Source organism: Barrientosiimonas endolithica (genome assembly GCF_030296655.1).
Taxonomy (GTDB): domain Bacteria; phylum Actinomycetota; class Actinomycetes; order Actinomycetales; family Dermatophilaceae; genus Barrientosiimonas; species Barrientosiimonas humi.
In genome coordinates this window covers 916,743-942,742 of sequence record NZ_AP027735.1, presented here as the reverse complement: position 1 = coordinate 942,742, position 26,000 = coordinate 916,743, and the positions used below count along the sequence as shown (strand labels likewise).

The 26,000-nt window shown below is 73.3% G+C and carries 23 protein-coding genes and 2 pseudogenes; 7 read left to right on the top strand and 18 right to left on the bottom strand.

Features of this window, described 5'->3' with window-relative positions:
• Positions 1–80: 80 nt before the first annotated feature.
• A pseudogene (locus QUE40_RS04835) lies at positions 81–1,041 on the bottom strand (quinone oxidoreductase family protein).
• A gap of 44 nt (positions 1,042–1,085) precedes the next feature.
• Here QUE40_RS04835 and QUE40_RS04830 point away from each other — a divergent pair.
• Both QUE40_RS04830 and QUE40_RS04825 read left to right on the top strand, forming a co-directional pair.
• Entirely contained in the window at positions 1,086–2,147 is a 1,062-nt protein-coding gene (locus QUE40_RS04830) for a Na+/H+ antiporter NhaA (RefSeq protein WP_289232461.1), read from the top strand.
• Positions 2,039–2,998: a Na+/H+ antiporter NhaA gene (locus QUE40_RS04825; RefSeq protein ID WP_289233011.1), complete on the top strand. Its 960-nt coding sequence runs from the start codon at positions 2,039–2,041 to the stop codon at positions 2,996–2,998. The genes QUE40_RS04830 and QUE40_RS04825 overlap by 109 nt, the downstream gene beginning before the upstream one ends.
• A gap of 409 nt (positions 2,999–3,407) precedes the next feature.
• Here QUE40_RS04825 and ilvC read toward each other — a convergent pair whose 3' ends face one another.
• The 6 genes from ilvC to QUE40_RS04795 form a co-directional block, all read right to left on the bottom strand.
• Positions 3,408–4,439, bottom strand: a complete 1,032-nt coding sequence (gene ilvC, locus QUE40_RS04820; RefSeq protein ID WP_142004641.1) for a ketol-acid reductoisomerase — start codon at positions 4,437–4,439, stop codon at positions 3,408–3,410.
• 95 nt (positions 4,440–4,534) lie between these two features.
• A complete protein-coding gene (gene ilvN, locus QUE40_RS04815) occupies positions 4,535–5,047 on the bottom strand; it encodes an acetolactate synthase small subunit (RefSeq protein ID WP_142004640.1) in 513 nt (170 codons plus the stop codon).
• A complete protein-coding gene (locus QUE40_RS04810; RefSeq protein WP_289232460.1) occupies positions 5,044–6,963 on the bottom strand; it encodes an acetolactate synthase large subunit in 1,920 nt (639 codons plus the stop codon). Before QUE40_RS04810 ends, ilvN begins: the two co-directional genes overlap by 4 nt.
• Positions 6,964–7,297: 334 nt before the next feature.
• Positions 7,298–7,945, bottom strand: a complete 648-nt coding sequence (locus QUE40_RS04805; protein ID WP_289232459.1) for a hypothetical protein — start codon at positions 7,943–7,945, stop codon at positions 7,298–7,300.
• Positions 7,942–8,877: a hypothetical protein gene (locus QUE40_RS04800; RefSeq protein ID WP_289232458.1), complete on the bottom strand. Its 936-nt coding sequence runs from the start codon at positions 8,875–8,877 to the stop codon at positions 7,942–7,944. The genes QUE40_RS04805 and QUE40_RS04800 overlap by 4 nt, the downstream gene beginning before the upstream one ends.
• Positions 8,853–9,626 carry an ABC transporter ATP-binding protein gene (locus tag QUE40_RS04795; RefSeq protein WP_142004637.1) on the bottom strand — a complete coding sequence of 258 codons (774 nt, stop codon included), beginning with the start codon at positions 9,624–9,626 and terminating at the stop codon, positions 8,853–8,855. The genes QUE40_RS04800 and QUE40_RS04795 overlap by 25 nt, the downstream gene beginning before the upstream one ends.
• A 151-nt stretch (positions 9,627–9,777) precedes the next feature.
• On the opposite strand from QUE40_RS04795, the gene QUE40_RS04790 reads away from it, so the two are divergent.
• Together QUE40_RS04790 and QUE40_RS04785 are read left to right on the top strand one after the other, a co-directional pair.
• On the top strand, positions 9,778–10,137 hold the full coding sequence (locus QUE40_RS04790; protein WP_289232457.1) for a YciI family protein: 360 nt from the start codon (positions 9,778–9,780) through the stop codon (positions 10,135–10,137).
• Entirely contained in the window at positions 10,134–11,489 is a 1,356-nt protein-coding gene (locus tag QUE40_RS04785) for an RNA polymerase sigma factor (RefSeq protein WP_289232456.1), read from the top strand. Before QUE40_RS04790 ends, QUE40_RS04785 begins: the two co-directional genes overlap by 4 nt.
• Here QUE40_RS04785 and QUE40_RS04780 read toward each other — a convergent pair.
• The 5 genes and pseudogenes from QUE40_RS04780 to QUE40_RS18890 all read right to left on the bottom strand — a co-directional run bounded on the left by QUE40_RS04780 (position 11,428) and on the right by QUE40_RS18890 (position 16,555).
• A complete protein-coding gene (locus QUE40_RS04780) occupies positions 11,428–13,068 on the bottom strand; it encodes a HelD family protein (RefSeq protein WP_289232455.1) in 1,641 nt (546 codons plus the stop codon). The two genes, QUE40_RS04785 and QUE40_RS04780, sit on opposite strands and share 62 nt — an antisense overlap.
• A gap of 125 nt (positions 13,069–13,193) precedes the next feature.
• A pseudogene (locus QUE40_RS19815) lies at positions 13,194–13,598 on the bottom strand (AAA family ATPase); the annotation flags it as partial.
• A gap of 88 nt (positions 13,599–13,686) precedes the next feature.
• A complete protein-coding gene (gene ilvD / locus QUE40_RS04770) occupies positions 13,687–15,372 on the bottom strand; it encodes a dihydroxy-acid dehydratase (RefSeq protein ID WP_142004634.1) in 1,686 nt (561 codons plus the stop codon).
• A 118-nt stretch (positions 15,373–15,490) separates the two neighbouring features.
• On the bottom strand, positions 15,491–15,862 hold the full coding sequence (locus tag QUE40_RS04765) for a SixA phosphatase family protein (protein ID WP_491018187.1): 372 nt from the start codon (positions 15,860–15,862) through the stop codon (positions 15,491–15,493).
• Positions 15,863–16,042: 180 nt separating this feature from the next.
• Positions 16,043–16,555 (bottom strand): NAD(P)-dependent oxidoreductase, encoded by a 513-nt coding sequence (locus QUE40_RS18890; protein ID WP_350227129.1) that lies wholly within the window; start codon positions 16,553–16,555, stop codon positions 16,043–16,045.
• Positions 16,556–17,023: 468 nt separating this feature from the next.
• Here QUE40_RS18890 and QUE40_RS04755 point away from each other — a divergent pair, with 468 nt between their 5' ends.
• The gene (locus tag QUE40_RS04755) at positions 17,024–18,199 is read left to right on the top strand and encodes a PQQ-dependent sugar dehydrogenase (protein ID WP_289232453.1); all 1,176 of its coding nucleotides are present in this window, start codon (positions 17,024–17,026) and stop codon (positions 18,197–18,199) included.
• Between the two features lie 226 nt (positions 18,200–18,425).
• Here the strand turns inward: QUE40_RS04755 and QUE40_RS04750 are convergent, their stop codons facing one another.
• Positions 18,426–18,869, bottom strand: a complete 444-nt coding sequence (locus QUE40_RS04750; protein ID WP_289232452.1) for a class F sortase — start codon at positions 18,867–18,869, stop codon at positions 18,426–18,428.
• A 1-nt stretch (position 18,870) separates the two neighbouring features.
• On the opposite strand from QUE40_RS04750, the gene QUE40_RS04745 reads away from it, so the two are divergent.
• Complete coding sequence (locus QUE40_RS04745; protein ID WP_289232451.1) at positions 18,871–19,236, top strand: hypothetical protein; 366 nt, start codon at positions 18,871–18,873, stop codon at positions 19,234–19,236.
• 27 nt (positions 19,237–19,263) lie between these two features.
• Here QUE40_RS04745 and QUE40_RS04740 read toward each other — a convergent pair whose 3' ends face one another.
• The 5 genes from QUE40_RS04740 to gatC all read right to left on the bottom strand — a co-directional run bounded on the left by QUE40_RS04740 (position 19,264) and on the right by gatC (position 24,186).
• Positions 19,264–19,992, bottom strand: a complete 729-nt coding sequence (locus QUE40_RS04740; protein ID WP_289232450.1) for a class F sortase — start codon at positions 19,990–19,992, stop codon at positions 19,264–19,266.
• Positions 19,993–19,996: 4 nt separating this feature from the next.
• Positions 19,997–20,578, bottom strand: a complete 582-nt coding sequence (locus QUE40_RS04735; protein WP_289232449.1) for a hypothetical protein — start codon at positions 20,576–20,578, stop codon at positions 19,997–19,999.
• 241 nt (positions 20,579–20,819) lie between these two features.
• On the bottom strand, positions 20,820–22,328 hold the full coding sequence (gene gatB / locus QUE40_RS04730; protein ID WP_289232448.1) for an Asp-tRNA(Asn)/Glu-tRNA(Gln) amidotransferase subunit GatB: 1,509 nt from the start codon (positions 22,326–22,328) through the stop codon (positions 20,820–20,822).
• The gene (gene gatA / locus QUE40_RS04725) at positions 22,325–23,845 is read right to left on the bottom strand and encodes an Asp-tRNA(Asn)/Glu-tRNA(Gln) amidotransferase subunit GatA (RefSeq protein WP_289232447.1); all 1,521 of its coding nucleotides are present in this window, start codon (positions 23,843–23,845) and stop codon (positions 22,325–22,327) included. Before gatA ends, gatB begins: the two co-directional genes overlap by 4 nt.
• A 44-nt stretch (positions 23,846–23,889) precedes the next feature.
• A complete protein-coding gene (gatC, locus tag QUE40_RS04720; RefSeq protein WP_142004626.1) occupies positions 23,890–24,186 on the bottom strand; it encodes an Asp-tRNA(Asn)/Glu-tRNA(Gln) amidotransferase subunit GatC in 297 nt (98 codons plus the stop codon).
• A gap of 1,048 nt (positions 24,187–25,234) precedes the next feature.
• Here gatC and QUE40_RS04715 point away from each other — a divergent pair.
• The gene (locus QUE40_RS04715) at positions 25,235–25,669 is read left to right on the top strand and encodes a hypothetical protein (RefSeq protein ID WP_289232446.1); all 435 of its coding nucleotides are present in this window, start codon (positions 25,235–25,237) and stop codon (positions 25,667–25,669) included.
• Positions 25,670–26,000 lie beyond the last annotated feature (331 nt).

The following is a 26,000-nucleotide window of genomic DNA, read 5'->3' as shown; positions in this document are numbered from 1 at the left end:
GTAGGCGGGCGTCTTGCATCGTGGGCGCCAGATCTCGCGATGCGGGAGGGGTCTCGATACGGCGGCTCGTCCCTCGCCGCCTACTCGACCAGCGTTGCGGTCGGGAGGAGCAGCAGCTTGCCCGTGGTGCGCCGGCCCTCCAGATCGGCGTACGCCTGCGCGGCCTCCGCGAGCGGGTATCGCCCGCCGATCTCCACCCGCAACGACCCGTCGGCGACCGCACCGAGCACCTCGTCGGCGCGCCAGAGCAGCTCCTCGCGGTCCTGCAGGTAGTGCCCGAGCGTCGGCCGGGTCACGAACACCGACCCGGCGGAGTTGAGCCGCTGCAGGTCGAACGGCGGCACCTGCCCGCTCGCGCCGCCGAACAGCACGAGCATCCCGCGCGGGCGCAGCGACGCCAGCGACGCGTCGAAGGTCGCCTTGCCGACGCCGTCGTACGCGACGTCGACCCCGCGGCCGCCGGTCGCGTCGCGCACCGCCTGGGCCAGGTCGAGCCCGGGGTCGGAGTAGTCGATCACCGTCTCGGCGCCGAGGTCGCGCGCCTTCCCCGCTTCTCCTCGGTGCCGGCCGTGGCGATCACCCGGCCCCCGCGCGCGGTGATCAGCTGCACCAGCAGCTGGCCCACTCCCCGGCCGCCGCGTGCACCAGCGCGACGTCGCCCTCCTTGACCGGGAACGTGCTGGTCACCAGGTAGTGCGCGGTGAGCCCCTGCAGCATCACGGCCGCAGCCGTCTCGAGCTCGACGCCCTCGGGCACCGGCACCAGCTTGTCAGTCGGGACGTTCACGACGCCGGCCGCGCTGCCGAGGTGCTGGGGCCACGCGACCCGCTCGCCCGACGAGGACGTACCGGCGCCCTCGGAGCCGAGCACGAACGGCGTCTCGACGGGGTAGACGCCCTGGCGCTGGTAGACGTCGATGAAGTTGACCCCGGCCGCGGCCACCTCGACCTGGGTCTCGTCCGAACCCGGTGCCGCGACGTCGATCTCCTGCACGGACATCTCGTCCGGTCCGGTCACCACGAGTGCTGAGGTTGTCGTCATGCTCCGGACTCTAGGCGGGCGCACGGCCTGACAGAATCCCCCGCATGGCGACGCGCACCAGGACCTCTCGCGGCCGAGGTCTTCGGTCCTACGCCACTCCCTCGGGCGGCCTGTCGGGCGTCCCGTCGGCGCTGCGCTCGTTCCTGTCGACCGAGGCCGGCGGCGCCGGCCTGCTCGCGGTCGCCGCGCTCGCCGCGCTGGTCTGGGCCAACTGGCCGGGCAGCCAGACGTACGCCCACCTGTGGGAGACGCCCACGCTGATCGAGATCGGCTCCTGGCGGCTCGACCTCAACCTGCACGAGTGGATCAACGACGGCCTGATGGTCGTGTTCTTCCTCGTCGTCGGCATGGAGGTGCGTCGAGAGCTGTCGATGGGCGAGCTCACCGACCGGCGCCGTATCGTGGTGCCGCTCGTGGCGGCCCTGCTCGGCATCGTCGTGCCGGCCGCGATCTACCTGGCGCTCAACCCCTCCGGCCCCGCGGCCGCCGGCTGGGGCGTGGTCATCGGCACCGACACCGCGTTCATGCTGGGCGCGGTCGCCCTGCTCGGGCCGGCCTGCCCGGCGCAGCTGCGCATCTTCCTGCTCACCCTCACCGTCTTCGACGACATCGTCGCGGTGTCGGTCATCGGCGTGGCCTACTCCGACGAGGCCAACGTGCCGGCCCTGGTCGTCATGGCGCTGGCGCTGCTGGCCCTGTGCGTGCTGGGGCGGCTCGGCGTGTGGCGCACCTGGCCGTACGCCCTCGTCATCGTGGTCCTGTGGCTCGCCACCCTCGAGTCCGGGCTGCACCCCTCGATCGCCGGGATGGTCGCCGGACTGCTCGTGCCGGCGTACGCCCCCGGCCGCGAGGCCGTCGACCGCGCCACCACCGCGTTCCGCTCGTTCCGCCAGTCCCCCTCGCCGACGTCGGCTATCACGCCAAGCTCGGGCTGCAGCGCGCCGTGCCGGTCAACGAGCGGCTGCAGGTGGTGCTGCACCCGTGGACCAGCTATGTCATCGTCCCGCTGTTCGCCTTCGCCAACGCGGGCGTCGACCTGCGCGGCGGCGTGCTGCAGGAGGCGCTGCGCTCGTCGGTCACCTGGGGCGTCGTCGCCGGCCTGGTGATCGGCAAGTTCCTCGGCATCGGCCTCGGCGCGATCGGCGCGGTGAGGCTGCGGCTCGGGCAGCTGCCGCAGGGTGTGAGCCCCTCGCAGGTCATGGGCGGCGCGGCGATGTCGGGCATCGGCTTCACCGTCTCGCTGCTGATCATCGGCCTCGCGTTCGACGACGCCGCGCTGCGCAGCCAGGCCACGGTCGGCGTGCTGCTCGCGGCCGTCGGCGCGACGCTGCTCGGCGGCCTGGTCTTCTGGGTGTCGCGCAGCGTGTTCGGCCACCGCTACGCCAGCCTGCCGACGGTGCTCGACCGGCCGGTCGACCCCGAGCGCGACCACGTCCGCGGCAACCCCGACGCGCCGCTCACCCTCGTGGAGTACGGCGACTTCGAGTGCCCGTTCTGCGGCAAGGCGACCGGCATGCTGCGCGAGGTGCGCGAGCAGCTGGGCGACCGGTTGCGCTACGTCTTCCGCCACCTGCCGCTCACCGACGTGCACCCGCACGCCGAGGAGGCCGCGGTGGCGGCCGAGGCGGCGGCCCGGCAGGGCAAGTTCTGGGAGTTCCACGACGTGCTGTTCGAGAACCAGGACGAGCTGGAGTTCGAGGACCTGCTCGGCCACGCCGACCGCGCCGGCCTCGACGTCGAGCGCTTCGCCCGCGACCTGTCCGACCCTGAGCTGCTCGAGCGGGTGCGCGCCGACGCCGACAGCGCCGAGGCGAGCGGGGCGCGCGGCACCCCGACCTTCTTCGTCGGCGACCGGCGGCACATCGGGGCGTACGACGCCCGCACCCTGATCGCCGAGCTCGAGTCGGGCGAGCTGCGCGCGGCCGACGAGGAGACCGAGGACGCCGGCCGGGACTGACGCCGGCCCGGCTCCGGACAGGCGGACGCCTGCCCGGCCCCGGACAGGCGGAAGCCCCCGGCCGCTGTCCAGTTCGGCCGGGGGCTTCCTTCCCCTGCATGTCCCTGCGCGGGAGATCAGTCGCGCAGGTCCAACGACTCCTGCAACGCCCGACGGGCGTCCAGCTGCTCTTCGGTCATGATGTGCGTCCTTCGCGTGCGACCGCTCCGGCCCCCGCAGGGGCGGGCGGTGAATGTCTGGTGGGTCTGCCGACGGCATCGCGGGGTCTCCGCGACGGGCCTGTCGACTAGAGCGACCCGCCGCGGCTGCGAATGATGAGAGCCTGCCGCTGCATAACGAGAACCGTAGGGTGGGGTGTCCACGTCACGGAACCCGTTTCCCACCATCCGAGATCAGCGAGCCGGGACCATCAACGAGCCGAGCTGCCCTCGGTGTAGTCGGTGTCTTGGCTGGTGTCGACCCAGGCCATGAGCTTGCGCAGCTCCTTGCCGGTGCCCTCGATCGGGTGCTGGGCCGCCTTCTCGCGGAACGCCTTGAACTCCGGCGCGCCGGCGTCCTGGTCGTCGATGAACCGCTTGGCGAAGGTGCCGTTCTGCACGTCGGCCAGCACGGCCTTCATGTTCTCCTTCACCCGCTCGTCGATGACCCGCGGGCCGGAGACGTAGTCGCCGTACTCCGCGGTGTCGGAGACCGACCAGCGCTGCTTCGCGATGCCGCCCTCGACCATCAGGTCGACGATGAGCTTGAGCTCGTGGAGGCACTCGAAGTAGGCCACCTCGGGCTGGTAACCCGCCTCGACGAGGGTCTCGAAGCCGTACTGCACGAGCTGCGAGGCGCCGCCGCACAGCACCGCCTGCTCGCCGAACAGGTCGGTCTCGGTCTCCTCGGTGAAGGTGGTCTTGATGCCGCCGGCGCGCAGGCCGCCGATCGCCTTGGCGTAGGACTTCGCGAGGTCCCAGGCCTGGCCCGAGGCGTCCTGCTCGACGGCGACGATGACCGGCACGCCCCGGCCGTCGACGTACTCCCGGCGCACGAGGTGACCGGGGCCCTTCGGGGCGACCATGACGACGTCGGAGCCGGCCTCGGGCTCGATGTAGTCGAACCGGATGTTGAAGCCGTGGCCGAACAGCAGCGCCGCACCCTCGTTGAGGTTGGGCTTGATCTCCTCGGCGTAGACGGTGCGCTGCACCTGGTCCGGGGTGAGGATGACGACGACGTCGGCCTCCTTGACCGCGTCGGCGACCGACTTCACGGGCAGGCCCTCGTTCTCGGCCTTCTCCTTGCTCTTGGAGCCCTCGGCGAGACCGACGCGCACGTCGACCCCGCTGTCGCGCAGGTTGAGGGCGTGCGCGTGGCCCTGGCTGCCGTAACCGATGACGGCCACCTTCTTGCCCTGGATCACGGACAGGTCGGCGTCGTCGTCGTAGAACATCTCAGCCACGGGAATCTCCTTGTGTTGTAGCGGTTTTCGCAGGGTCGTTCTTGGTGGTGGTCTCGATACGCGGCTCGTTCCTCGCCGCTACTCGACCAGCGTGACTAGGCGGAGCGCAGCGCGCGGTCGGTGATCGAGCGCGAGCCGCGCCCCATCGCGATGACGCCGGACTGCACCAGCTCGCGCACGCCGTACGGCTCGAGCGCAGCCAGGAAGGCCGCGACCTTCTCGCGTGCCCCGGTCGTCTGGATGATGACCGAGTCGGGCTGCAGGTCGATGACGTTGGCGCGGAACACGTCGGCCAGCTGCAGCACCTGCGCGCGGGCGCCGTTGTCGCACCGGACCTTGATGAGCAGCACCTCGCGCTGCACCGACGCCCCCGGCTCGAGCTCGACGACCTTGAGCACCTCGACGAGCTTGTTGAGCTGCTTGGTGACCTGCTCGAGCACGACGGGGTCGACGTCGAACACGATCGTCATGCGCGAGATCTCCTCGTGCTCGGTCGGGCCGACCGCGAGGGACTCGATGTTGAAGCCGCGCCGCGAGATCAGGCCCGCGATGCGCGCGAGCACGCCGGGCTTGTTCTCGACCAGCACGGACAGGGTGTGGGTGCTCATGCCTCGTCCTCCTCGGTGGGGTCGGCCTGGTCGACGGCCTCGTCGTCCTCGCGGTCCCAGACCGGGGTCATCGCCCGGGCCATGGTGACCTTGTCGTTGCTGACGCCGGCCGGGACCATCGGCCACACCATCGCGTCGCGCTCGACGACGAAGTCGATGACCACGGGCCGGTCGTTGATCTCCAGCGCCTGCTGGATCGTCGCGTCGACGTCCTCGGGGCGCTCGCAGCGCAGCCCGACGCAGCCGTACGCCTCCGCCAGCTTCACGAAGTCCGGCACCCGCCGGCCGTCGTGCGCCGTGTGCAGGTCGGTGTTGGAGTAGCGCTCGTTGTAGAACAGCGTCTGCCACTGGCGCACCATGCCGAGGCTGGAGTTGTTGATGATCGCGACCTTGATCGGGATCTCGTTGACCACGCAGGTCGCGAGCTCCTGGTTGGTCATCTGGAAGCAACCGTCGCCGTCGATCGCCCACACGGTGCGCTCGGGCTCGGCAGCCTTGGCGCCCATCGCCGCCGGCACGGAGTAGCCCATCGTGCCCAGGCCGCCGCTGTTGAGCCAGGAGTTGGGGCGCTCGTACTGCACGAACTGCGCGGCCCACATCTGGTGCTGGCCGACGCCCGCGACGTAGGTGCCCTCGGCGCCGGTCAGCGCGCCGAGCCGCTCGATGACGTACTGCGGGGCGATGCTGCCGTCCTCGGGGGCGGTGTAGCCGATCGGGAAGTCGGCCTTCCACCCCGCCGTACGCTTGCGCCAGGCGGCGTAGTCACCGCCCCGGCCCGCGTCGATGTCGGCCTTGACGGCCGCCGTCAGGTCGCGGATGACCTCCTTGGCGTCGCCGACGATCGGCACGTCGGCGTGCCGGTTCTTGGAGATCTCGGCCGGGTCGATGTCGGCGTGGATCACCTTCGCCTCGGGTGCGAAGGAGCTGAGCTCGCCGGTCACCCGGTCGTCGAACCGGGCGCCGAGCGTGATCAGCAGGTCCGACTTCTGCAGCGCGGTCACCGCCGGCACCGAGCCGTGCATCCCGGGCATGCCGAGGTGCAGCTCGTGGCTGTCGGGCACCGCGCCACGCGCCATCAGCGTGGTGACGAGCGGGATCTGGGCGACCTCGACGAGCTCGCGCAGCTCGGCGGCGGCCCCGCCACGGATCACGCCGCCGCCGACGTACAGCACCGGCTTGCGGGCGGCGCGGATCAGCTCCGCGGCGGCCTTGATCTGCTTGGTGTGCGGACGCGTGACGGGGCGATATCCCGGCAGCTCGAAGGTCGGCGGCCAGCTGAAGGTGGTGCTGGCCTGCAGCGCGTCCTTGGTGATGTCGACCAGCACCGGGCCGGGTCGGCCGGTGGCGGCGACGTGGAACGCCTCGGCGATCGCCCGCGGGATCTCCGCCGGGTCGGTCACGAGGTAGTTGTGCTTGGTGATCGGCATGGTGATGCCGCGGATGTCCGCCTCCTGGAAGGCGTCCGTGCCGATGGTGCGCGAGCTGACCTGGCCGGTGATGGCCACCATCGGCACCGAGTCCATGTAGGCGTCGGCGATCGGCGTGACGAGGTTGGTCGCGCCCGGACCGCTGGTCGCCATGCAGACGCCCACCTTGCCGGTGGCCGAGGCGTAGCCCTGGGCCGCGTGCCCCGCACCCTGCTCGTGGCGCACCAGCACGTGACGCAGCTTGACCGAGTCGAGCAGCGGGTCGTAGGCGGGGAGGATCGCCCCGCCGGGAAGGCCGAATACGGTGTCGACGCCGACCGCCTCGAGCGCCAGGACCAGGCTCTGCGCACCGGTGACGGTGCGTGGCTCGACCTCGACGCGAGCGGGGCGCTGCGCGAGGTCGGCGGGCGAGGAGGGCGAGGATCTGCCGGCTTGGCCTGCAGGTCGGTCACGTCGGTCACCGCTTTCGTCATCGTCGCTAGGGCACAAAAAAACCCTCAGCCGGTCTCGGCAATGAGGGCTAGCGCGCTGGGCTGTTCGCCGAGCGCGCTACGGAAGTACGAGAATTCGTGCCACGCGAGCATCCTGCGCCCGCCGCCCCACCCCCGTCAACATGCTGAGACGCACGTCTCGCGATGCGGGCGCTGACTTGCGTACGCCCTCGCGGACCACCGCCGACCCGTGCGCCCGAGCGCACCTCCCGGCGGAGGACCGCCCAGGCGTACGCCCCCGCCACCGGTCACGCCGCGCCGGACCACCGCCAACCGGTGCGCCCGAGCGCACCTCCCGGCGGAGGGCCGCCCAGGCGTACGCGCTCGCTCGCTCAGTTGCTCACCCGCGCCAGCAGCTCGGGCCAGTGGCGCTCGAGGCGGTGGCCGGACCAGGTCGCCGCGAGCCGGAAGAGCAGCCCGCCCCAGGCCACGGCGACCACGAGGAGCAGCAGCTGGACCGGCAGCGAGTCCAGCCCCCAGACGGCCAGCGGGACCAGCACCGGGAGCGACAGCAGCCCGGCCGCGACGACGCCGCCGGCGAAGATCGCGACGGTCAGCAGCCCGCCGCTGCCGCCCGTAGCGAACGGGCTCGAGCCGGGCGGCGGAGCCTGGCCGGGCTGCACGCTCCCGGTCACGAGCCCGACGCCCATGCCGACCAGCACCAGGCAGACGAGCGCGGCGAGATAACCGGGCGCCCACTCCCACCGGCCGGTGACCGCGAGCGCGACGACCGCGGTGATCATCACGAGCGGCACGATGACGACGCCCATCGCGAGCGCGCGACCCACCCGGTCGGCCCGGCCCGGCACCCCGGTGACGACGTGCGTCCACAGGGCCGAGCTGTCGTACGCCAGGTCGGAGGTGAGCCCCGGGCCGGTGAGCGCGGCGAGGATCAGCGGCCCGACGAAGAACGCGTCGCCGCCGCCACCACCGACCGAGGTGGAGACGCCGATCATGATCGGCAGCACGACGAAGCTCACGACGGAGGCGAGGTAGCGCGGGTCGCGCCGCCAGTAGCGGGCGCAGCGGGCGGCCACGGCCCCGGTCGGCGAGGTGCCGAAGACCCGCTCGGGCAGGTCGCTGGCCTCCCCGGCCCCGAGGTGTCGGACTCGCTGATCGAAGTGAGCCCGCGCTGCAGGAACCGGCCCCACACCGCCCACAGCACCGCGACCAGACCGACCGCGAGCGCCAGCCGCAGCGCCGCGACGAGCCAGTCGCCGCGCGCGACGTCACCCGGGAAGGCGGCCGCCCAGCCGAGCGGCGTCCAGCCCAGCACGCTCGCGCCCGTGGTGATGACCTGCCGCGCCTGCTCCGGCGACTCGGCCGCCCGGCTGGACAGCACGTTCACCCCGATGCCGACGCACATGACGACGGCGGCGAGCAGCACCGCGGCGAAGTCCTTGTAGCGGCGTGACGCCAGCGCGCCGGCGAACCCCGACGTCAGCGCCCGTGCGCCGAGGAAGCAGGTGAGCGTGAACAGCACCCCCGACACCAGAGCCGCCAGCGCCGCTGCGAGCCCGTGCTGCACCCACGCCAGCAGCGGCGTGAGCGACAGGACGGCGGTGAGAACGCCTGGTACGCCGATGAATCCGGCGACCAGCAGTCCCGGTCGGAGTCGCTCGGCCGACAGCGGCAGCAGCGCGAAGCGGACCGGGTCGAGGGTCTCGTCGATCCCGAAGACCAGCAGCGGCATGACCACCCACGCGGCCACCACGCCCGCGAGGCTGAGGACGACCGCGGCCTGGGTCTGGCCCGCGTCGTCGGCTCCGATCAGCAGCATGGTGACGACCCAGCCGATCGCGACGACCAGGCCGCCGAGCGCACCGAGGACCACCCCGGCCGTGCGCCAGACGCTGGTGCGCAGCGCGCGCACCAGCAGCGTCCACTTCAGTCGCGCGAGGACTGCAACCACGACAGCACCTCCTCGTCACCGGTCTGCACCCCGACCAGACCGAGGAAGCGCTCCTGGAGCGACTGCCCCTGGCGTACGTCGTCGAGGGCTCCGGAGGCGATCGCGCGGCCGTCGACGATCACCGCTACGTGGTCGCACAGGTTCTCGACCAGCTCCATCACGTGGCTGGACAGCACGACCGTGCCGCCGCCCCTCACGAACTGGGCGAGGATCTGCCGAATCACTTGTCCTGAAACGGGATCCACGGCCTCGAACGGTTCGTCGAGCAGCAGCAGCCGGGGCGCGTGGATCAGCGCGCAGGCCAGGCCGATCTTCTTGGTCATGCCGGCGGAGTAGTCGACGACGAGCTTGTCGCCGTCACCCGCGAGACCGAGCGACGCGAGCAGCTGCTCGCCGCGCTCGGCGACCACGCCGGCGGGCAGGCCGCGCAGCAGCCCGTGATAGCGCAGCAGCTCGCTGCCGGTGAGCCGGTCGAAGGTGCGCAGCCCGTCGGGCAGCACGCCCATGAGCGCCTTGGCCCGCGCCGGGTCGGTCCACACGTCGTGACCGAGCACGACCGCGCGGCCGGCGTCGGGACGCAGCAGCCCCGTGACCATCGACAAGGTGGTGGTCTTGCCGGCCCCGTTGGGTCCGACCACCCCGAACATCGACCCCTGCGGCACCGCCAGGCTGAGGCCGGCGACGGCGTACTGCGGTCCGAACTGCTTGGTGAGCCCGTCCAGGACGAGCGCTGGTTCCCCGAGATCCATGCGGCCAGTCAAACAAACCTGCTCCCCCGCCGGGGTGAAAGGTCCGGTCCGGGGTGTCGATCTGGGCGGTCCCGTGCGACGGACCAGTGAGGCGAGCACCCGTTCGCCCGTGACGCCGGCACCGCGCCGGCCCGACCGCAAGGATGAACCCATGCCGCAGTACGCCGTGTTCCTGCACTTCCCCGCCGACCGGATCTCCGCCGACCCCGACCCCGAGGCCCTCGCGGCGCACGTGCGCCACGGCGAGGAGCTGCAGCGCTCGGGCGTCATGGTGTTCGGCACGCCGCTCGCCGACCACACCGCCACCACCAGCATCCGTGGCGGCGTGGTCACCGACGGCCCGTTCACCGAGACCAAGGACGTCGTCGTGGGGTTCTACGTCATCGACGTGCCGAGCCTCGACGAGGCGCTGGAGCTGGCCGGGCGCAACCCGATCCACGACCAGGGCGGCGGGGTCGAGGTGCGCCCGACCGAGCCGATCGAGTCGAGCACCGGAGGCGTCACCACGTGAGGACGCCGCGGGCCGTCGTGGCCGGTGCGCTCGCCCAGGCGCACCGGCACGACTGGGCGAGCGTGCTCGCCGCGACCGCGCGCACCACCCGCGACCTCGACCTCGCGCAGGAGAGCGTGCAGGAGGCCTACGCCCAGGCGATGGAGGCCTGGGCGCGCGACGGCGTCCCCCACAACCCGGCCGCATGGCTCACGGTGACGGCGCGGCGCCGGGCGACCGATGTCGTACGTCGGCAGGCGAGTCTGCGCGGCAAGCTGCCCCTGCTCGTGGTCCCCGACGGGGACGACCCGCCGGGGCCGGACCTGCTGCCGGGCGACCTCGCGCCGGTGCTGCACGACGACCGGCTGCGGCTGATCTTCATGTGCTGCCACCCGGCGCTCGACGACGCCGCCCGCGCAGCCCTCACCCTGCGGCTGGTGCTGGGCGTGCCGACCGCCGACGTGGCCGCGCTGTTCCTCGTGCCGACCGCGACGATGGCCGCGCGGATCACCCGCGCCAAGCGGAAGATCGCGCGGGCGCACATCCCGTTCGCGGTGCCGCGCCGCGAGCAGCTGCCCGAGCGGCTGCCGGCCGTGCTCGACGTGACCTACCTGCTCGGCACGCTCGGGCACGCCGCGACCTCGGGCGAGCGCCGGCAGCAGGGCGAGCTGCTCGACCGGGCCGTCGAGCTGGCGACGCTGCTGCGCCGGCACGTGCCGCACGACCCCGAGCTGCTGGGGCTCGGCGCGCTGCTGGAGCTGCTGCGGGCCCGCGCGGCGACCGCGACCGACGACGACGGCACGCCGGTGCCCCTGTCCGGGCAGGACCGCTCGCGCTGGGACCGCGACGCGATCGACCGCGCGCACCGCACGGTCGTCGGCTGCCTGCGCGCGGGGGCCAGCGGGCCCTATCTGCTGCAGGCCGCGATCGCCGCCGTGCACGCGACGGCACCGAGCCATGCCGCGACCGACTGGACCGAGCTGGTCACGCTCTACGACGCGCTGCTCGCGCGGCAACCGTCCCCGTGGTCGCGCTCAACCGGGCGGTCGCCGTGTCGATGGCACAGGGACCCGAGGCCGGGCTCGCACTGGTGGACGCGCTGGCCAGCGAGCCGGCGCTGCGCGGCTATGCCTACCTGCCTGCCGCCCGCGCGGAGATGCTCGCCCGGCTGGGCCGGCACGCGGAGGCGGCGAGGGCGTACGGGCTCGCGGCGGACCTGGCGCGCACCGACGCCGAGCGACGGGTGCTGCGCGCCCGCGCCGAGACGCCCGAGAACGATCGAGGCGCGTAGGCACGCTGGGGTCTTCCCGATCAGTCCTGGGAGTCCCGCGGGCGCACGAGGAGCTGCCCGAGCTCCTGGGTGCAGCGGGTGAGGGCGACGTAGAGGCCGTTCCAGCCGCGCGGCTCGGAGCTGATCCCGTCTGGGTCGACGACCAGCACGGCGTCCCACTCCAGTCCCTTCGCGCCCGTGGCGCTGAGCACGGGTACGCCCTCGCCCAGCTCGCGCGCGACCGTCGCCGCGAGCGCGGCCCGGCGCCGCTCGGGGACCACCACGCCGACCGAGCCGTCGGGGTGCCGGTCGCGCAGCCCGGCGACCGTCTCGACCACGCAGGCTGCGAGGTGCGCCTCCTGAGTCTCGCGTGCCCATGGCGCGACGCCCGACGAGCGCACCGCCGTGGGCGGCACGTTGCTGCTGCCGGCCGCCTCGAGCACCGGCCCGGTGAGGGCCATGACCTCGCGCGGCGTGCGATAGCAGATCGTGAGCGCGCTTGTCTCCCAACGGTTTCCGAGGACGGGGGTGAGCAGGGCGTCCCAGGTGGTGTGCGGGTGCGCGGCCTCGACCTGGTCGATGTCACCCACGGCGGTCATCGACCGACCACCGGCCCGGCGCAGCACCATCGCCCACTGCATCGGTGACAGCTCCTGCGCCTCGTCGACCACGACGTGGCCGTAGACCCAGTCGGGGTCGTCGGCGGCGCGCTCGGCGAGGAACTCACCCTGATCGGCGGCCCGCGGGGAGGCGTCGAGCGCCGCTCGCAGCGCGTCCAGCAGCGGGATGTCGGAGGACGACCGGCCCTCGGGTTCGCCTGTCACCGAAGCGATCTCGGCGTCGTCCAGCTCGGGTGCGACGCGCCGCAGATGGTCCGCGTCGCGCGTCATCCGGCGGAACTCGGCCCCGAGATCGGGGATCGGCCACCACGCGAGCAGCTGCCGGCGTGCGTCGGGGTCGAGGGTGACCCGCTCGCGCAGCCGCTCGACGTCGGCGTCGGACAGCTGGCCGTCCACGTCGACGCCGGTGTCGCCCGACGCCACCCCGCGGTCGTCGCGCCGGGCGAGGCTGCGGTCGACCCCGGCGAGGATGTCCTCGAGCCCCTCCTCCATGCCTGCCAGCGTCTCGGCGTGGCGGTCGGCGACGGCGTCGACGAGCAGGTCGAGCACCCGCTCGACCGCGCGGTCGCGCACCTCGCGCAGGCTGCGCGTGTCGGTGCGGGCAGCGGCCAGCAGACGCTCGACCTGGGCGGCGCCGATGTCGTGGGTCTCGCCGTCGAACCGCAGCGACAGCCCGCCGTCGGACGGCAGCAGGGTGTCGACGTGCCGGCGCATGACCTCGAGCCAGATCTCGCGCCCCTTGATCTCGGCCACGGCCCGGCTCTCGGCGCGCTCGACCGCGAGCCCGGGCAGCAGGTCGTCGACCGTCGTCGACACCACCGCGGTCTCCCCGAGCGCGGGCAGCACCTGCGAGATGTATTGCAGGAACGTGTGATTGGGACCCAGCACGAGCACTCCGCGCTCGGCGATCCGCTCGCTGCTGAACAGCAGGTAGGCGACCCGGTGCAGCGCGACCACGGTCTTGCCCGTGCCCGGACCGCCCTGCACCACCAGCGGACCGGTGGCCGGTGCGCGCACGATGTCGTCCTGCTCGCGCTGCAGCGTGGCGACGGCGGTGCCCATGCGCCCGGTGCGTCCCTGCCCGAGCGCGGCGAGCAGCGAGGCCTCCCCACGAGCCCGTCGCCGGACTCCTCCAGCAGGTCGTCGTCCACCCCGGTGACCAGCGGCCCGTCGGTGCGGACGTGGCGGCGGCGGCGCACGCCCTGCCGGTCGACCGCGGTCGCGGTGTAGAACGCCCTCGCCACCGGCGCGCGCCAGTCGACCACCACCGGGTCGCCCTCGTCGTCGCGGGCGGGCAGGCCGGTGCGTCCGATGCGGTGCTGCGCGCCGTCGTCGAGGTCGACCCGGCCGAAGATCAGTCCCTGCTCGGCCAGCTCGAGCTCGCGCACCCGGCCGCGCAGCCGCGCCTGCCGGGCCCGGGCCGTCGGGTCACCGGCGCTGCCCGGCCCCAGGTCCGCGAGCCGCAGCGCGGCCTCGTCGCGCAGCTCGACCCGTCGTGCGTGCGCGCCGTCGAGGTACGTCTGCTCCAGCGCCACCTGCTCGCGCACCTGCTCCTCGCGCCGGCTCCCTGCGCTGCCGTGCTCGACCGTCATCCCGCCCCTCTCCTGCGCCCGCGACAGCCCCAACGTCGCAGCGCGCCGCGGGCATTCCTCGGGACGCGGCGAGACCCTCCGCGGCGGGTCAGCCGGTGACGGCGCCCACGCTCGCGCTGCGCACCAGCGCGCGGTACTTCGCGAGCACGCCGCGGGAGTACTTCGCCTCGGGGTGCTGCACGCCCTCGGCGCGCCGCCGCTGCAGCTCCTCCTCGTCGACCAGCAGGTCGAGCCGGGCGTTCGCCACGTCGAGCCGGATCGGGTCGCCGTCGCGGACGTACGCGATCGGCCCCTCGTCGACCGCCTCCGGCGCCACGTGCCCCACGCACAGCCCGGTGGTGCCGCCGGAGAACCGGCCGTCGGTGAGCAGCAGCACGTCCTTGCCGAGCCCGGCGCCCTTGATGGCACCGGTGACGGCGAGCATCTCGCGCATGCCGGGGCCGCCCTTGGGTCCCTCGTAGCGGATGACGACGACGTCGCCCGGCTTGAGCGAGTTGGCCTCGACGGCGTCCATCGCGGCGCGCTCGCCGTCGAAGACCCGCGCGGTGCCGTCGAACACGTCGGCGTCGAAGCCGGCCGACTTCACGACCGCGCCCTCGGGCGCGAGGCTGCCCTTGAGGATGGTCAGGCCGCCGGTCTTGTGGATCGGCTCGGAGAGGGTGCGCACGACGCGGCCGTCGAGCGCCGGCGGGTCGAGCTCGGCGATGTTCTCGGCCATGGTGCGGCCGGTCACGGTCAGCACGTCGCCGTGCATCAGGCCGGCGTCGAGCAGCGCCTTCATGATCACCGGGATGCCGCCGACGCGGTCGAAGTCGACCCAGACGTAGCGCCCGAACGGCTTCATGTCGGCGAGGTGCGGCACCTTGGCGCCGATGCGGGTGAAGTCGTCGAGGGTGAGCTCGACCTCGGCCTCGTTGGCGATGGCCAGCAGGTGCAGCACGGCGTTGGTGGAGCCGCCGAGCGCCATGGCGACGGCGATGGCGTTCTCGAACGCCTCCTTGGTCAGGATCTGGCGGGCGGTGATGCCCTGGCGCAGCATCTCGACCACGGCCTCGCCCGAGCGGTGGGCGAAGCCGTCGCGGCGCCGGTCGACCGCCGGCGGCGCGGAGCTGCCGGGGAGGGCGAGCCCGAGCGCCTCGGAGACGGCGGCCATGGTGTTCGCGGTGTACGCGCCGCCGCAGGCACCCTCGCCCGGACAGATCGCGCGCTCGACCTTGTCGACCTCCTCGCGGCTGATCTTGCCGGCGAGGCAGGCGCCGACCGCCTCGAAGGCGTCGATGATCGTCACGTCGCGGCCGTCGACGTTGCCCGGCAGGATCGAGCCGGCGTAGAGGAACACCGAGGCCAGGTCGAGCCGCGCGGCGGCCATGAGCATGCCCGGCAGCGACTTGTCGCAGCCGGCCAGCAGCACCGAGCCATCGAGCCGCTCGGCGCTCATCACCGTCTCGACCGAGTCGGCGATGACCTCGCGCGACACGAGCGAGAAGTGCATCCCCTCGTGCCCCATCGAGATGCCGTCGCTGACCGAGATCGTCCCGAACTCCAACGGGTAGCCACCCGCCGCGTGCACGCCGTTCTTGACCGCGCCGGCCAGCCGGTCCAGCGACAGGTTGCACGGGGTGATCTCGTTCCACGAGCTCGCGACGCCGATCTGCGGCTTGGCGAAGTCCTCGTCGCCGAGGCCGACCGCGCGGAGCATCCCGCGTGCCGCGGCCTTCTCGAGACCGTCGGTGACGTCGCGGCTGCGGGGCTTGATGTCGGGCGTGCTGGTCATGCCCTGATCGTACGTTCGTGTCCGCTGGGTGGGACGCCGCTCCCGGGATGTGGTCAGCGTGGGCAGCCGGCCGGGGCCGTGGACGCGGGGTCAGGCCTCGGTGGTCACGCCTCGGCGGTCACGCCTCGGCGCCGTCGCGCGCGGTGTGCACCGCGAGCAGGCGCGCGCTGCCGGGAGCCAGGTCGGCCCAGTCTCCCGAGATCTCCAGCACCGCGATCGTGCAGGTGGGGTAGCCCTCCTCCAGGGTGCGCACCGCGTCGGCGTCGCTGCCCTCCCCGGCGAGCGTCGCGGCGAGGCCGGGCACACCGGGCGAGTGACCGACCAGGGCGACGACCCGGGCGTCCTCGTCGGCGCCCTGCACCACCTGCAGCAGCTGCTCGACGGGGGCGTTGTAGATGCGCCGCTCGTGCTCGACCAGGCCGCCGAAGCCGCTGGTCTCCGAGACCGCCGCCCAGGTCTCGCGGGTGCGCAGCGCGGTGCTGCACAGCACCAGGGTGGGTGCGATCTCCTGCTCCTTGAGCCACTCGCCGGCGGCGGCCGCGTCGGCGCGGCCCCGGGGCTGAGCGCGCGCTCGTGGTCGGTCTGCGCGGTGCTGGAGTCCTCGGCCTTGGCGTGCCGGAGCAGGACGAGGGTGCGGGTGGGCGCGTCGTTCATGAGCACATCCTGGCAGTCATCGCGGGTGCACCACGTGGGTGAGGCCCTCGCCGCGGGCGTGCGCCCCCAGCTGCTCGCGCAGGAAGTCCAGCGCGCGCGGCTCGAAGGCCGTCGAGGCGCCGCCGACGTGCGGGCTGATCAGCACGCCCGGGGCGCTCCACAGCGGGTGGTCCTCGGGCAGCGGCTCGGGGTCGGTGACGTCGAGCGCGGCGCGCACGCGCCCGGCCTGGCAGGCCTCGACCAGGGCGTCGGTGTCGACGACGGGTCCGCGCGCCACGTTGACCACGAGAGCCTGCTCGGGCAGCAGCGCCAGCAGCTCGGCGTCGACCAGGCCGCGGGTGTCGTCGGTCAGCGGCACGATGAGCACCAGGATCTCGGCCCGGGGCGCCAGCGCCCGCAGCTCGTCGATGCCGTGCACCCGCTCGACCAGGTCGTCGCCCTCCCGGGCCCGCGACGCGACCACGGTGACGTCGGTCTCGAACGCCTGCAGCCGGCGGACGATCGCCCGCCCGACCGACCCGTAGCCCACGACCAGCACCCGCCGGTCGGCGAGCGAGGGCGGCCCGCCGCGCGCAGCCACTCACCGCGCTCCTGCGCCCGGGCGAAGTCCGGGATGCCCCGCTGCGCGGCGAGGACGAGCGCCAGGGTCAGCTCGGCCGTGGACGTGTCGTGGATGCCGGCGCCGTTCGCGAGCCGTACGCCGTCGGGCAGGTAGGGCAGCGCGTGGTCGTAGCCCGCGGTCACCAGCTGCACGGCCTCGAGGTCGGGCAGCGCCGCCAGGTGCTCGAGCCGCTTGGGCGAGGACATGTAGGGCGGCACCACCACCTCGATGTCCGAGCGCGGAGGCGGGGACTTCATGTCCCACTCGACCAGCTCGACACCGGGGACGTCGGACAGCGCGTCGACCCAGCGCGGGTCGGGGATCGAGACCACAGCCATGGGTGCACGGTAGGCCCGCGGCGGCCCCGCCGCACAGGCGGGCGAGGTTGAATGACCCATGGACACCCTGCGCCGCCGACGCCTCACCGCCTGCCTGTCCGCCGGGACGCTGGCGCTGCTGGCCGCCTGCTCCTCCGGCCCGCAGAACAGCTCCTCCTCGCCCCCGGCGACCTCGGGCCCGGCCACCTGGTCGAGCACCTCGCCGGCGCCCACGTCAGGGCCGGCCACCCCGGGTGGTGCGAGCAGCGCCGCACCCGGCACAGGCGTACCGACCGGGCCGCCGCAGACCGTCGCCACCGGGCTGGACGTGCCGTGGGGGCTGGCCTTCCTGCCCGACGGGTCGGCCCTGGTCACGCTGCGCGACCGCGGCCAGGTGGTGCAGCTGCGCTCGGGCCAGGCGCCGCGCACCGTCGCCACCATCGGCGCGGTGCGACCCGAGGGTGAGGCGGGGCTGCTCGGCATCGCGGTCTCTCCCACGTTCGCGACCGACCGCCGGGTGTTCGTCTACTACACCGCCGCCGACGACAACCGCATCGAGCGCTTCACCTGGGACGGGTCGGCGCTGCGGCCGGACCGGGTGGTCCTGTCCGGCATCCCGAAGGCGTCGGTGCACAACGGTGGCCGGTTGGCGTTCGGACCCGACCGCCAGCTGTACGTCGGCACCGGCGACGCCGGCGAGACCAGCCGCTCGCAGGACCGCAGCAGCCTCGGCGGCAAGATCCTGCGCATCGACCAGGAGGGGCGCCCGCCCGCCGGCAACCCCTTCCCCGGCTCCCCCGTGTGGTCGCTCGGCCACCGCAACGTGCAGGGCCTGGCGTGGGACGCCGACGGGCGGATGTTCGCGACCGAGTTCGGGCAGGACACCTTCGACGAGCTGAACCAGATCCGCGCCGGGCAGAACTACGGCTGGCCGACGGTCGAGGGCCGCGGCGGCCGCTCGGGGCTGGTCGACCCGCTGGTCACGTGGACGACCGACGAGGCCTCCCCGAGCGGACTCGCGATCGGTGGGGACGGCGCGGCGTACGTCGCCGCGCTCCGGGGCGAACGGGTCTGGCGGGTGCCGCTCACCGACGGCCGGCCCGGCACGCCCGAAGAGGCCGACACCCCGGACCTGGGCCGGGTGCGCACCATCGCCGTCGCCCCCGACGGGCGCCTGTGGCTGATGAGCAGCAACACCTTCCGCGGCGACCCCCGCGACGGCGACGACCGCATCGTTTCTTGGGTTCCTGCGTGAGGAGCAGAGACAAGAAGACTCCGACGGCAAAAGGAATCAAGGTCTCGGCGACGATGCCGGCGGACCGGAGCTTGCGACGGGCCGTCGGAGGAGGAGCTGAGACAAGAAGACTCCGACGGCCGAGACAAGAAGACTCCGACGGCAAAGGAATCAAGGTCTCGGCGACGATGCCGGGAGCCGCGCAGCGCAGCAAGCGGCTCCCGGAGGAGGAGCCGAGACAAGAAGATCAGACGGGGCTGGCCCAGACGACGTAGTTGCGGGTGCTGTGGCCGCCCTGCGAGGGGGCGGAGGAGTCACAGGTGATGAGCGCAACGACCGGGCGGGACGAAGAGCCCCACACGCGCGAGTCACGCTGCAGCTCGGTCTTGCCGACGGCGTCCTTGGCGTAGACGCGGAAGGTGCGCTCGCCGCCGCCGGCGTAGCCGATGGTCACGGTGTCGCCGACCGACAGGTTGTTGAGGCGCGAGAAGATCCCGGCCCTGCCGCCGTACGGCGCGACGTGGCCGGCGATGACCGAGATGCCGGTGGAGCCTGGCCGGACGGAGCCGGTGTACCACTGCACGACGTGCGGGGGCGGGTTGATCGCACCGTTGTTCAGGCCCATGGCGCGCACCGGCTGGTCGAAGCCGAGGGCGGGCATCTGCAGCCGGGTCGGCTGACCCGTGCGCACGGTGCGCGCGTTGGAGGTGCGGGTGGCCGACGGGCGCTCGGTCTCGCTGGCGCTGCTGGTGGAGCTGCGCGGGGCGCGGGTGCTCGACGGGCTGCTGCTGGTCGAGGAGGCGGCGGTGCGCGAGGTGGAGCTGGGCGGCGTCGTCGCGCTCGAGCTCGAGCTCGTCGAGGCCGCCGTGGACGAGGTGGAGCTGCTGGTCGCCGAGCTCGACGAGGTCGTCGGTGTGCTGGGCGTGCTCGTGGGTGTCGGTGTGTCCGACGGACTGGGCGGCGCGGCGGAGCGCGTCTGCTGCGCCTCCGGATCGGACTCTCCACACCCGGTCAGCACCAACGCGGCGGCGCAGAGCGCGGCCGGAAGCGCGACGTAGCCGCGACGCATGCCGAATCCCCTCGGATCAGATCGGTTTGGCCCACACGACGTAGTTGTCGACGTGGTGGTTCTGCACGACCTGCGACCCGGAGTCGCAGGTGATGAGCGCAAGGACGGGAGTGGACGAGGTGCCCCAGACCCGCGGGTCCTTCTGCAGGTCCTTCTTGTTGATGGCCTCTTCGGCGTAGACGCGGAACTGCTTCTTCGCGCCGTTGCCGTACGTGACCGTGACGACGTCGCCCGCGTTCAGCTTGTCGAGCTTGTAGAACACGTCGGGGCCGTTGTAGAGCACGTGGCCGGCGATCACCGAGATGCCGGGCTGGCCGGGAGAGACGCTCTTGTCGTACCACTGCACGACTCCGGCCGGCGGGTTGATCTCGCCCTTGGCGTTGAGGCCGAGCTTGGTGACGGCCTTGTCGAACCCGATCGTGGGCATCTGCAGCTGGGCCGGGGCGCCGGCGGCAGCCTTGGTCTTGCCGCCGGGCGCGGAGGCCTCGGGCGCGGCGCCGTTGACGCCGGTGCTCGCGGCCCGCGGGTTGTTCTCGCCGGCGGAGCCCGAGGGCGTGCCGCCGGTCGGGGTGCCGCCGGTGGGGGTGCCGCCCGTGGGCGTGCTGCCCCCGCCCGGCACCGAGGTCGGGATGCCGTTCGACCCCGACGGCGACGGCCTGGACTCGTTGGCCGCGGGGTCGCTGGCGCATCCGGCCAGGAGCCCGGTGGTCATGAGCACGGCCGCCGCCGTCAGAGATCGACGCATCGGATCAGCGACCGCCCAGTCGACGGGTCGCCGCGGTGCCGGTGACGGCGGCGCCGGCAGCCAGCATGCCGATCAGCGCGAGGGCGCCGGCGTTGCTGCTGTCCTTGGGCTCGTAGCCGGTCTGCACGGGCGGGCCGGTCGGCGAGTCCGTGGAGGTCGGGCTGGCGGTGGTCGAGCTCGAGGAAGAGGAGGTGCTCGAGGTCGGGACCGAGGTGGGCTGCACGGCGGTGCCCTCCCAGCCGGACTCCGGGCGCTCCTTCGGCAGGTCGCCGCACCGCTCGGGGATGTTGACGTTGACCGTCAGCGAGCTGTCGGTCTCCGAGCCCTTGAAGGTGATGGTGCCGTCGTAGCCCGCGAACGAGGAGCCGCGGCTGTAGACCTGGCCGTAGCTGTCGCCGGCCGACAGGTTCCACTGACCGTCACCGCGGTCGGGGCTGCTGGTGTAGGAGACGGTCTCGTCGGTCTTGGTCGGCCGGACGTAGACCACCATCTGGGGGTAGCCGTCCTCGCAGTAGTAGAGCGGGCCCTTGGTCTCCAGGTTGCCGCTCGTGGCCGCGGTGGCGGTCGAGACGCCGGCGAACAGCATCCCCCGCTCAGCGCGACAGCAGCGGCCAGACCCAGGCGACGGTGCGGCGTCGTGGTCTTCATACTCACACCTCTCAGGTGACTGGGCTCCTGACTCTCAGGTGCCCAGGCATCGGGGGATCGAGATTCCAGCGGTTGCTCCCTCGGCAAACGCGCACGACCCCCGCGCGTGCCGTCAGACTACGACAGCACCCTGGGGCTTGCCAGGCCCTCAGGGATGAACGGCGGGAGAACGACGCCGCTCAGCCCAGCCGCTGCAGCAGCAGCTCGCGCACCTTGGCCGCGTCGGCCTGGCCCTTCATCGCCTTCATGACCTGGCCGATGAGGGCCCCGACCGCCTGCACCTTGCCGTCGCGCACCTTCTGCGCGACGTCGGGGTTGCCCGCGATGACCTCGTCGACGGCGGCCTCCAGCGCCCCGTCGTCCTGCACCAGCTCAAGCCCGCGCGCGTCGGCGACCTGGGTGGGCGTGCCCTCCCCGGCGACCACGCCGTCGAGCACCTGGCGCGCCATGGAGTCGTTGAGCCGGCCCGAGGTGACCAGGCCGTCGAGCTCGGCGACGTCCTGCGGACGTACGCCGAAGTCGGTGACCGCCTTGCCCTCGGCGTTGGCGCGGCGGGCCAGCTCACCGCTCCACCACTTGCGCGCCGCGGCCGGGCTCGCACCCGCGGCCACGGTCTCCTCGATGATCTCGACGGCACCGGCGTTCATGACGTCGCGCATCTCGAGATCGCTGTAGCCCCAGGCGGACTGGAGCCGCTTGCGCCGCTCGGCCGGCGGCTCCGGCAGGGTGGAGCGCAGCCGCTCGACGTCCTCGCGCGACGGCGCCACCGGCACCAGGTCGGGCTCGGGGAAGTAGCGGTAGTCGTCGGCGTCGGACTTGGGCCGGCCCGACGTGGTGACGCCGGTGTCCTCGTGCCAGTGCCGGGTCTCCTGGGTGATGCTGCCGCCCGCGTCGAGCACGGCCGCGTGCCGGCAGATCTCGTAGCGCACCGCCCGCTCCACCGAGCGCAGCGAGTTGACGTTCTTGGTCTCGGTGCGGGTGCCGAGCTGCTCAGCGCCCCTGGGCTTCAGCGAGACGTTGGCGTCGCAGCGCATCGAGCCCTGCTCCATCTTCACGTCGCTGACGTCGAGCGCCTTCAGCAGGTCGCGCAGCGTCGCGACGTACGCCCGCGCCACCTCCGGCGCCCGCTCCCCCGCGCCGAGGATCGGCCGGGTCACGATCTCGATGAGTGGGATGCCGGCCCGGTTGTAGTCGACCAGCGAGTACGCCGCGCCCTGGATGCGACCGGTCGAGCCGCCCACGTGCAGCGACTTGCCGGTGTCCTCCTCCATGTGCGCGCGCTCGATCTCGACGCGGAAGACATCCCCGTCGTCGAGCTCGACGTCGAGGTAGCCGTCGAAGGCGATCGGCTCGTCGTACTGACTGGTCTGGAAGTTCTTCGGCATGTCCGGGTAGAAGTAGTTCTTCCGGGCGAACCGGCACCACTCGGCGATGTCGCAGTGCAGCGCCAGACCGATGCGGATGGCCGACTCCACCGCGGTCGCGTTGACCACGGGCAGCGCACCGGGCAGACCAAGGCACACCGGGCACACCTGCGTGTTGGGCTCGGCGCCGAACGCCGTGGCGCAGCCGCAGAACATCTTGGTGGCGGTGCCGAGCTCGACGTGGACCTCCAGGCCCATCACCGGGTCGTACGTCTGCACGGCCTCGTCGAACGGGACGACGGCGTCGGTGGTTGCGGTGCTCATCGGGCGACCTCCATCGTCTCCAGCGCGGGCGCCCGGTCGAGCAGCGGCCCGCCCCACTCCTGCAGCAGCGCGGCCTCGAGGGCCGCACCGACGCCGTACATCAGCTCGTCGCGGGTGGCCGGGGCCAGCACCTGGAACCCGACGGGGAGCCCGTCGTCGCCGAGGCCGGCGGGGACGGACAGGCCGGGGATGCCGGCGAGGTTGGCGGGGATGGTCGCGATGTCGTTGCGGTACATCGCCATCGGGTCGTCGAGCTTGTCGCCCAGCTTGAACGCCGTGGTGGGCGCGGTCGGGCTGACCAGCACGTCGGCCTGCTCGAACGCGGCGGCGAAGTCGCGTGCCACGAGGGTGCGCACCTTCTGCGCCTGGCCGTAGTAGGCGTCGTAGTAGCCGGCCGAGAGGGCGTACGTGCCGAGGATGATCCGGCGCTTGACCTCGTCGCCGAAGCCGGCGTCGCGGGTCGCGGCCATGACCTGCTCGGCGCTGGGCCGCTCGACCCCCTCGGGCCCGACCCGCAGGCCGTAGCGCATCGCGTCGAACTTGGCGAGGTTGGACGACGCCTCGCTCGGCAGGATCAGGTAGTAGGCCGCGAGCGCCTGCTCGAAGTGCGGGCAGGAGACCTCGACGATCTCGGCGCCGCGGTCGGTGAGCAGCGCGACCGCCTCGTCGAAGCGGCGCTGCACGTCGGGGGCGTAGCCGTCGCCGGTCAGCTCGCGCACGATGCCGATGCGCAGCCCCGTCACGTCGGCGCGGCGCGCGGCCTCGACGACCGGCGGCACGGGCGCGTCGATAGAGGTGGAGTCCATCGGGTCGTGCCCGCCGATGACCTCGTGCAGCAGGGCCGAGTCGAGCACCGTGCGGGTGCACGGGCCGGCCTGGTCCAGCGAGGACGCCAGGGCGATGAGGCCGTAGCGCGACACCCCGCCGTACGTCGGCTTGGCCCCGACCGTGCCCGTCACCGAGGCAGGCTGGCGGATCGAGCCGCCGGTGTCGGTGCCGATCGCCAGGGGCGCCAGGTGGGCGCCGACCGCGGCCGCCGACCCGCCGCCGGAGCCGCCCGGGATGCGCTCGAGGTCCCACGGGTTGCGCGTCGGGCCGTAGGCCGAGTGCTCGGTGGAGGAGCCCATCGCGAACTCGTCCATGTTGGTCTTGCCGAGGATCGGCATGCCGGCCTGCTTCAGGCGGGTGACCAGCGTGGCGTCGTACGGCGGGATCCAGCCCTGCAGGATGCGCGACCCCGCGGTGGTGGGCAGGCCCTTGGTGGTGACGACGTCCTTGACCGCGATCGGCACGCCGGTGAGCGCGGCCACGTCCTCGCCCGCGGAGCGGCGCCGGTCGGCCTCGGCGGCCTGGGCGAGCGCCCCGTCGCGGTCGACGTGCAGGTAGGCGTGGACCTTGGGGTCGACCGCGTCGATGCGGTCGAGGTGCGCCTGGGTGATCTCGACCGAGCTGAGCTCGCCGGCGGCCAACCGGTCGGCGAGCTCGGCCGCGGACAGCCGGGTGGGGTCGCTGGTCACGTGGGTCCTTCGGTGCGGGGTGCGGGTGGCGGAGCGGTGGCCGGTCAGTCCTCGTCGAGGATGCGCGGCACCTCGAAGCGCTGCAGGTCCTGCGCGGGGGCGGCGGCGAGCGCCTCCTCGGCGGACAGGCTCGGGCGCACCTCGTCGGGCCGGGTGACGTTGCGCAGCGGCAGCGGGTGCGACATCGGCGGCACGTCGGCGGCAGCGACCTCGCTGACGCTCGCGACGAAGCCGACGATCTGGTCCAGCTGCCCCGCCAGGTGGTCCAGCTCCTCGTCGGAGAGCTGGATCCGGGCGAGCATGGCGACGTGCGCGACGTCGTCGCGGGAGAGCGTGGACATGCGGGTCAGTCTAGAGCGGCCGCGCGGCCCCGGCTCGGGGCGGTGCCGCGGCCCTCGCCGGCGGCCCGTTCGGCCCTCAGGACGGAGACTCCAGCACCTCGAAGTGGCCCCGGTCGTCGGTGAGCACCACCTCGAGGTCGGACGGCACGTCGAGCACCGTCGCGGTGCAGGTGACGCTCTCCCCTCGCTCACCGAGGGCAGGTCGGGGCAGGTCGTGCCGCTGATCGAGTCCGGCCCGTAGTAGGTGTCGAACGCCCGGGCGACCTCGTCGGCCAGGTCGGCACCGGCGTACGGCTGGCCGGCCTCGGCCTGGGCCAGGGTGCCGGTGATGGCCTCGTCGTAGGGGCCGTACGGCCCGGGGTCGCCCGGGAACAGCGCGAGCAGCACGACCACGAGGGCGACGCCCGCTGCGACCAGCGCGAGCACCGCGACCACCAGTGCGGCGACGGCCAGCCCGCGGCCCGAGCCGCTGGCGCCGCCGTATCCCGGCGTGGGATAGGCGTACGTCGGCTGCGGCTGGGCGTACGCCGGCTGCGGCTGGGCGTACGCCGTCGGCCCGCTCGGGGCGGCCGGCTGCGGCGGCGGGACGGCCGGGTCGGACGCCTGGCCCGGCGCGGCGTACGGGTCGTCCTGGGTGCTCATCGATCCCCCTTCGCGGCGCCCGACCGTCGAGCGTGAGCGAAGGATGGCAGGTCGGGGGCGCGCGTGCGGGCGGAAGTCGCGAGGCTGTGGACGGCGGCGGCGCGTGCCCTGGCGGACGCTGTCGGCGCCGGCCCGGCCGGTGGGGCCGCCACATGACCCCGCCGGCCCGACCGGCGCGGCGGCCGCCCCCACGGCCGCCGGCGAACCCCGGCGCCTGGGCCGGCTGGGTCGCCCCCGACAGACCCAGACGACTCGGCTGCGCCGACTGCTCGCCGTCACCCGCTCCCGGGCTCCCCTCACCGGGTGCGGTAACACTGAGTAGACGCGTTGCGGGGCGAGTCTGGCCACGGAACGAGAGGATGCTCTCGCGGAGAGCGGCGGCAGACGTACGGCGGAGAGGGAACCCGTGACGATCGGACTGGTGGTGCTGCGGCGCGACGGAGGGCAGGAGGAGCTGCCGCTGCGCGAGGGCGAGACGTTGGTGTTCGGCCGTGCCGGGCACGAAGGGACCGTGGTGGTGTCCACCTCGAGCCGGGTGTCGCGCTCGGCGTTCGAGCTGCGGGCCGAGACCGGCGGGCTGGTGCACGTGCGCTGCCAGCAGCGGCAGGGGACCCTGGAGGTCAAGCGTGCCGACGGCCGGGTGGCCGGCAGCCTCGAGGACGGCGAGGAGGCGACGTTCCGCCCGCCGGTCCAGCTGCTGCTGCACACCTCGACCGGCGCGCAGGCCACCGTGGTGGTCAACCCCGACCGGCAGCAGCACCTCCCCGGTCCGGTGGTGCCGCGCCCGGGGCTGCCGGAGCATCCGGGGCGCCGGCTGCGGCCGACCCGGCCTCGACCGTGACGACCGGGTGGAACGTCGCCTCGATCCAGTCGCCCCCGGCGGGCCAGGACTGGCAGGTGGCCGCGGCGCTCGCGGCGGTGCTGCTGCGCCGCGGACGGATGAAGGACCCGAGCTACACCGTGCCGCGCGGCGTGCTGCTGCGCACCTGCGGCCAGTGGCTCGGCGCCGCCAAGTCGGAGGGCTGGCTGGCCAGCAAGTTCCGGCAGGCGTCGGAGGCGCTGGCCGTCCCGTTCGGCAGCAACCCCTCGCAGCAGCTCGGGGAGTACGTCCTCGCCAACCACCTGCTCACCGAGGGCGGCCTGCGCGCGCTCGACGCCGAGCTGGACCGCCG

Coding starts and splice junctions, on each gene's coding strand:
- gatC (WP_142004626.1), bottom strand. CDS start 24,186: ATGTCCACGCTCTCCCGCGACGACGTCGCGCACGTCGCCATGCTCGCC.
- ilvD (WP_142004634.1), bottom strand. CDS start 15,372: ATGACCAGCACGCCCGACATCAAGCCCCGCAGCCGCGACGTCACCGAC.
- QUE40_RS04740 (WP_289232450.1), bottom strand. CDS start 19,992: ATGCGTCGATCTCTGACGGCGGCGGCCGTGCTCATGACCACCGGGCTC.
- QUE40_RS04830 (WP_289232461.1), top strand. CDS start 1,086: ATGGCGACGCGCACCAGGACCTCTCGCGGCCGAGGTCTTCGGTCCTAC.
- ilvN (WP_142004640.1), bottom strand. CDS start 5,047: ATGAGCACCCACACCCTGTCCGTGCTGGTCGAGAACAAGCCCGGCGTG.
- QUE40_RS04790 (WP_289232457.1), top strand. CDS start 9,778: ATGCCGCAGTACGCCGTGTTCCTGCACTTCCCCGCCGACCGGATCTCC.
- QUE40_RS04780 (WP_289232455.1), bottom strand. CDS start 13,068: ATGGGCACCGCCGTCGCCACGCTGCAGCGCGAGCAGGACGACATCGTG.
- QUE40_RS04795 (WP_142004637.1), bottom strand. CDS start 9,626: ATGGATCTCGGGGAACCAGCGCTCGTCCTGGACGGGCTCACCAAGCAG.
- QUE40_RS04755 (WP_289232453.1), top strand. CDS start 17,024: ATGGACACCCTGCGCCGCCGACGCCTCACCGCCTGCCTGTCCGCCGGG.
- QUE40_RS04735 (WP_289232449.1), bottom strand. CDS start 20,578: ATGCTGTTCGCCGGCGTCTCGACCGCCACCGCGGCCACGAGCGGCAAC.
- gatB (WP_289232448.1), bottom strand. CDS start 22,328: ATGAGCACCGCAACCACCGACGCCGTCGTCCCGTTCGACGAGGCCGTG.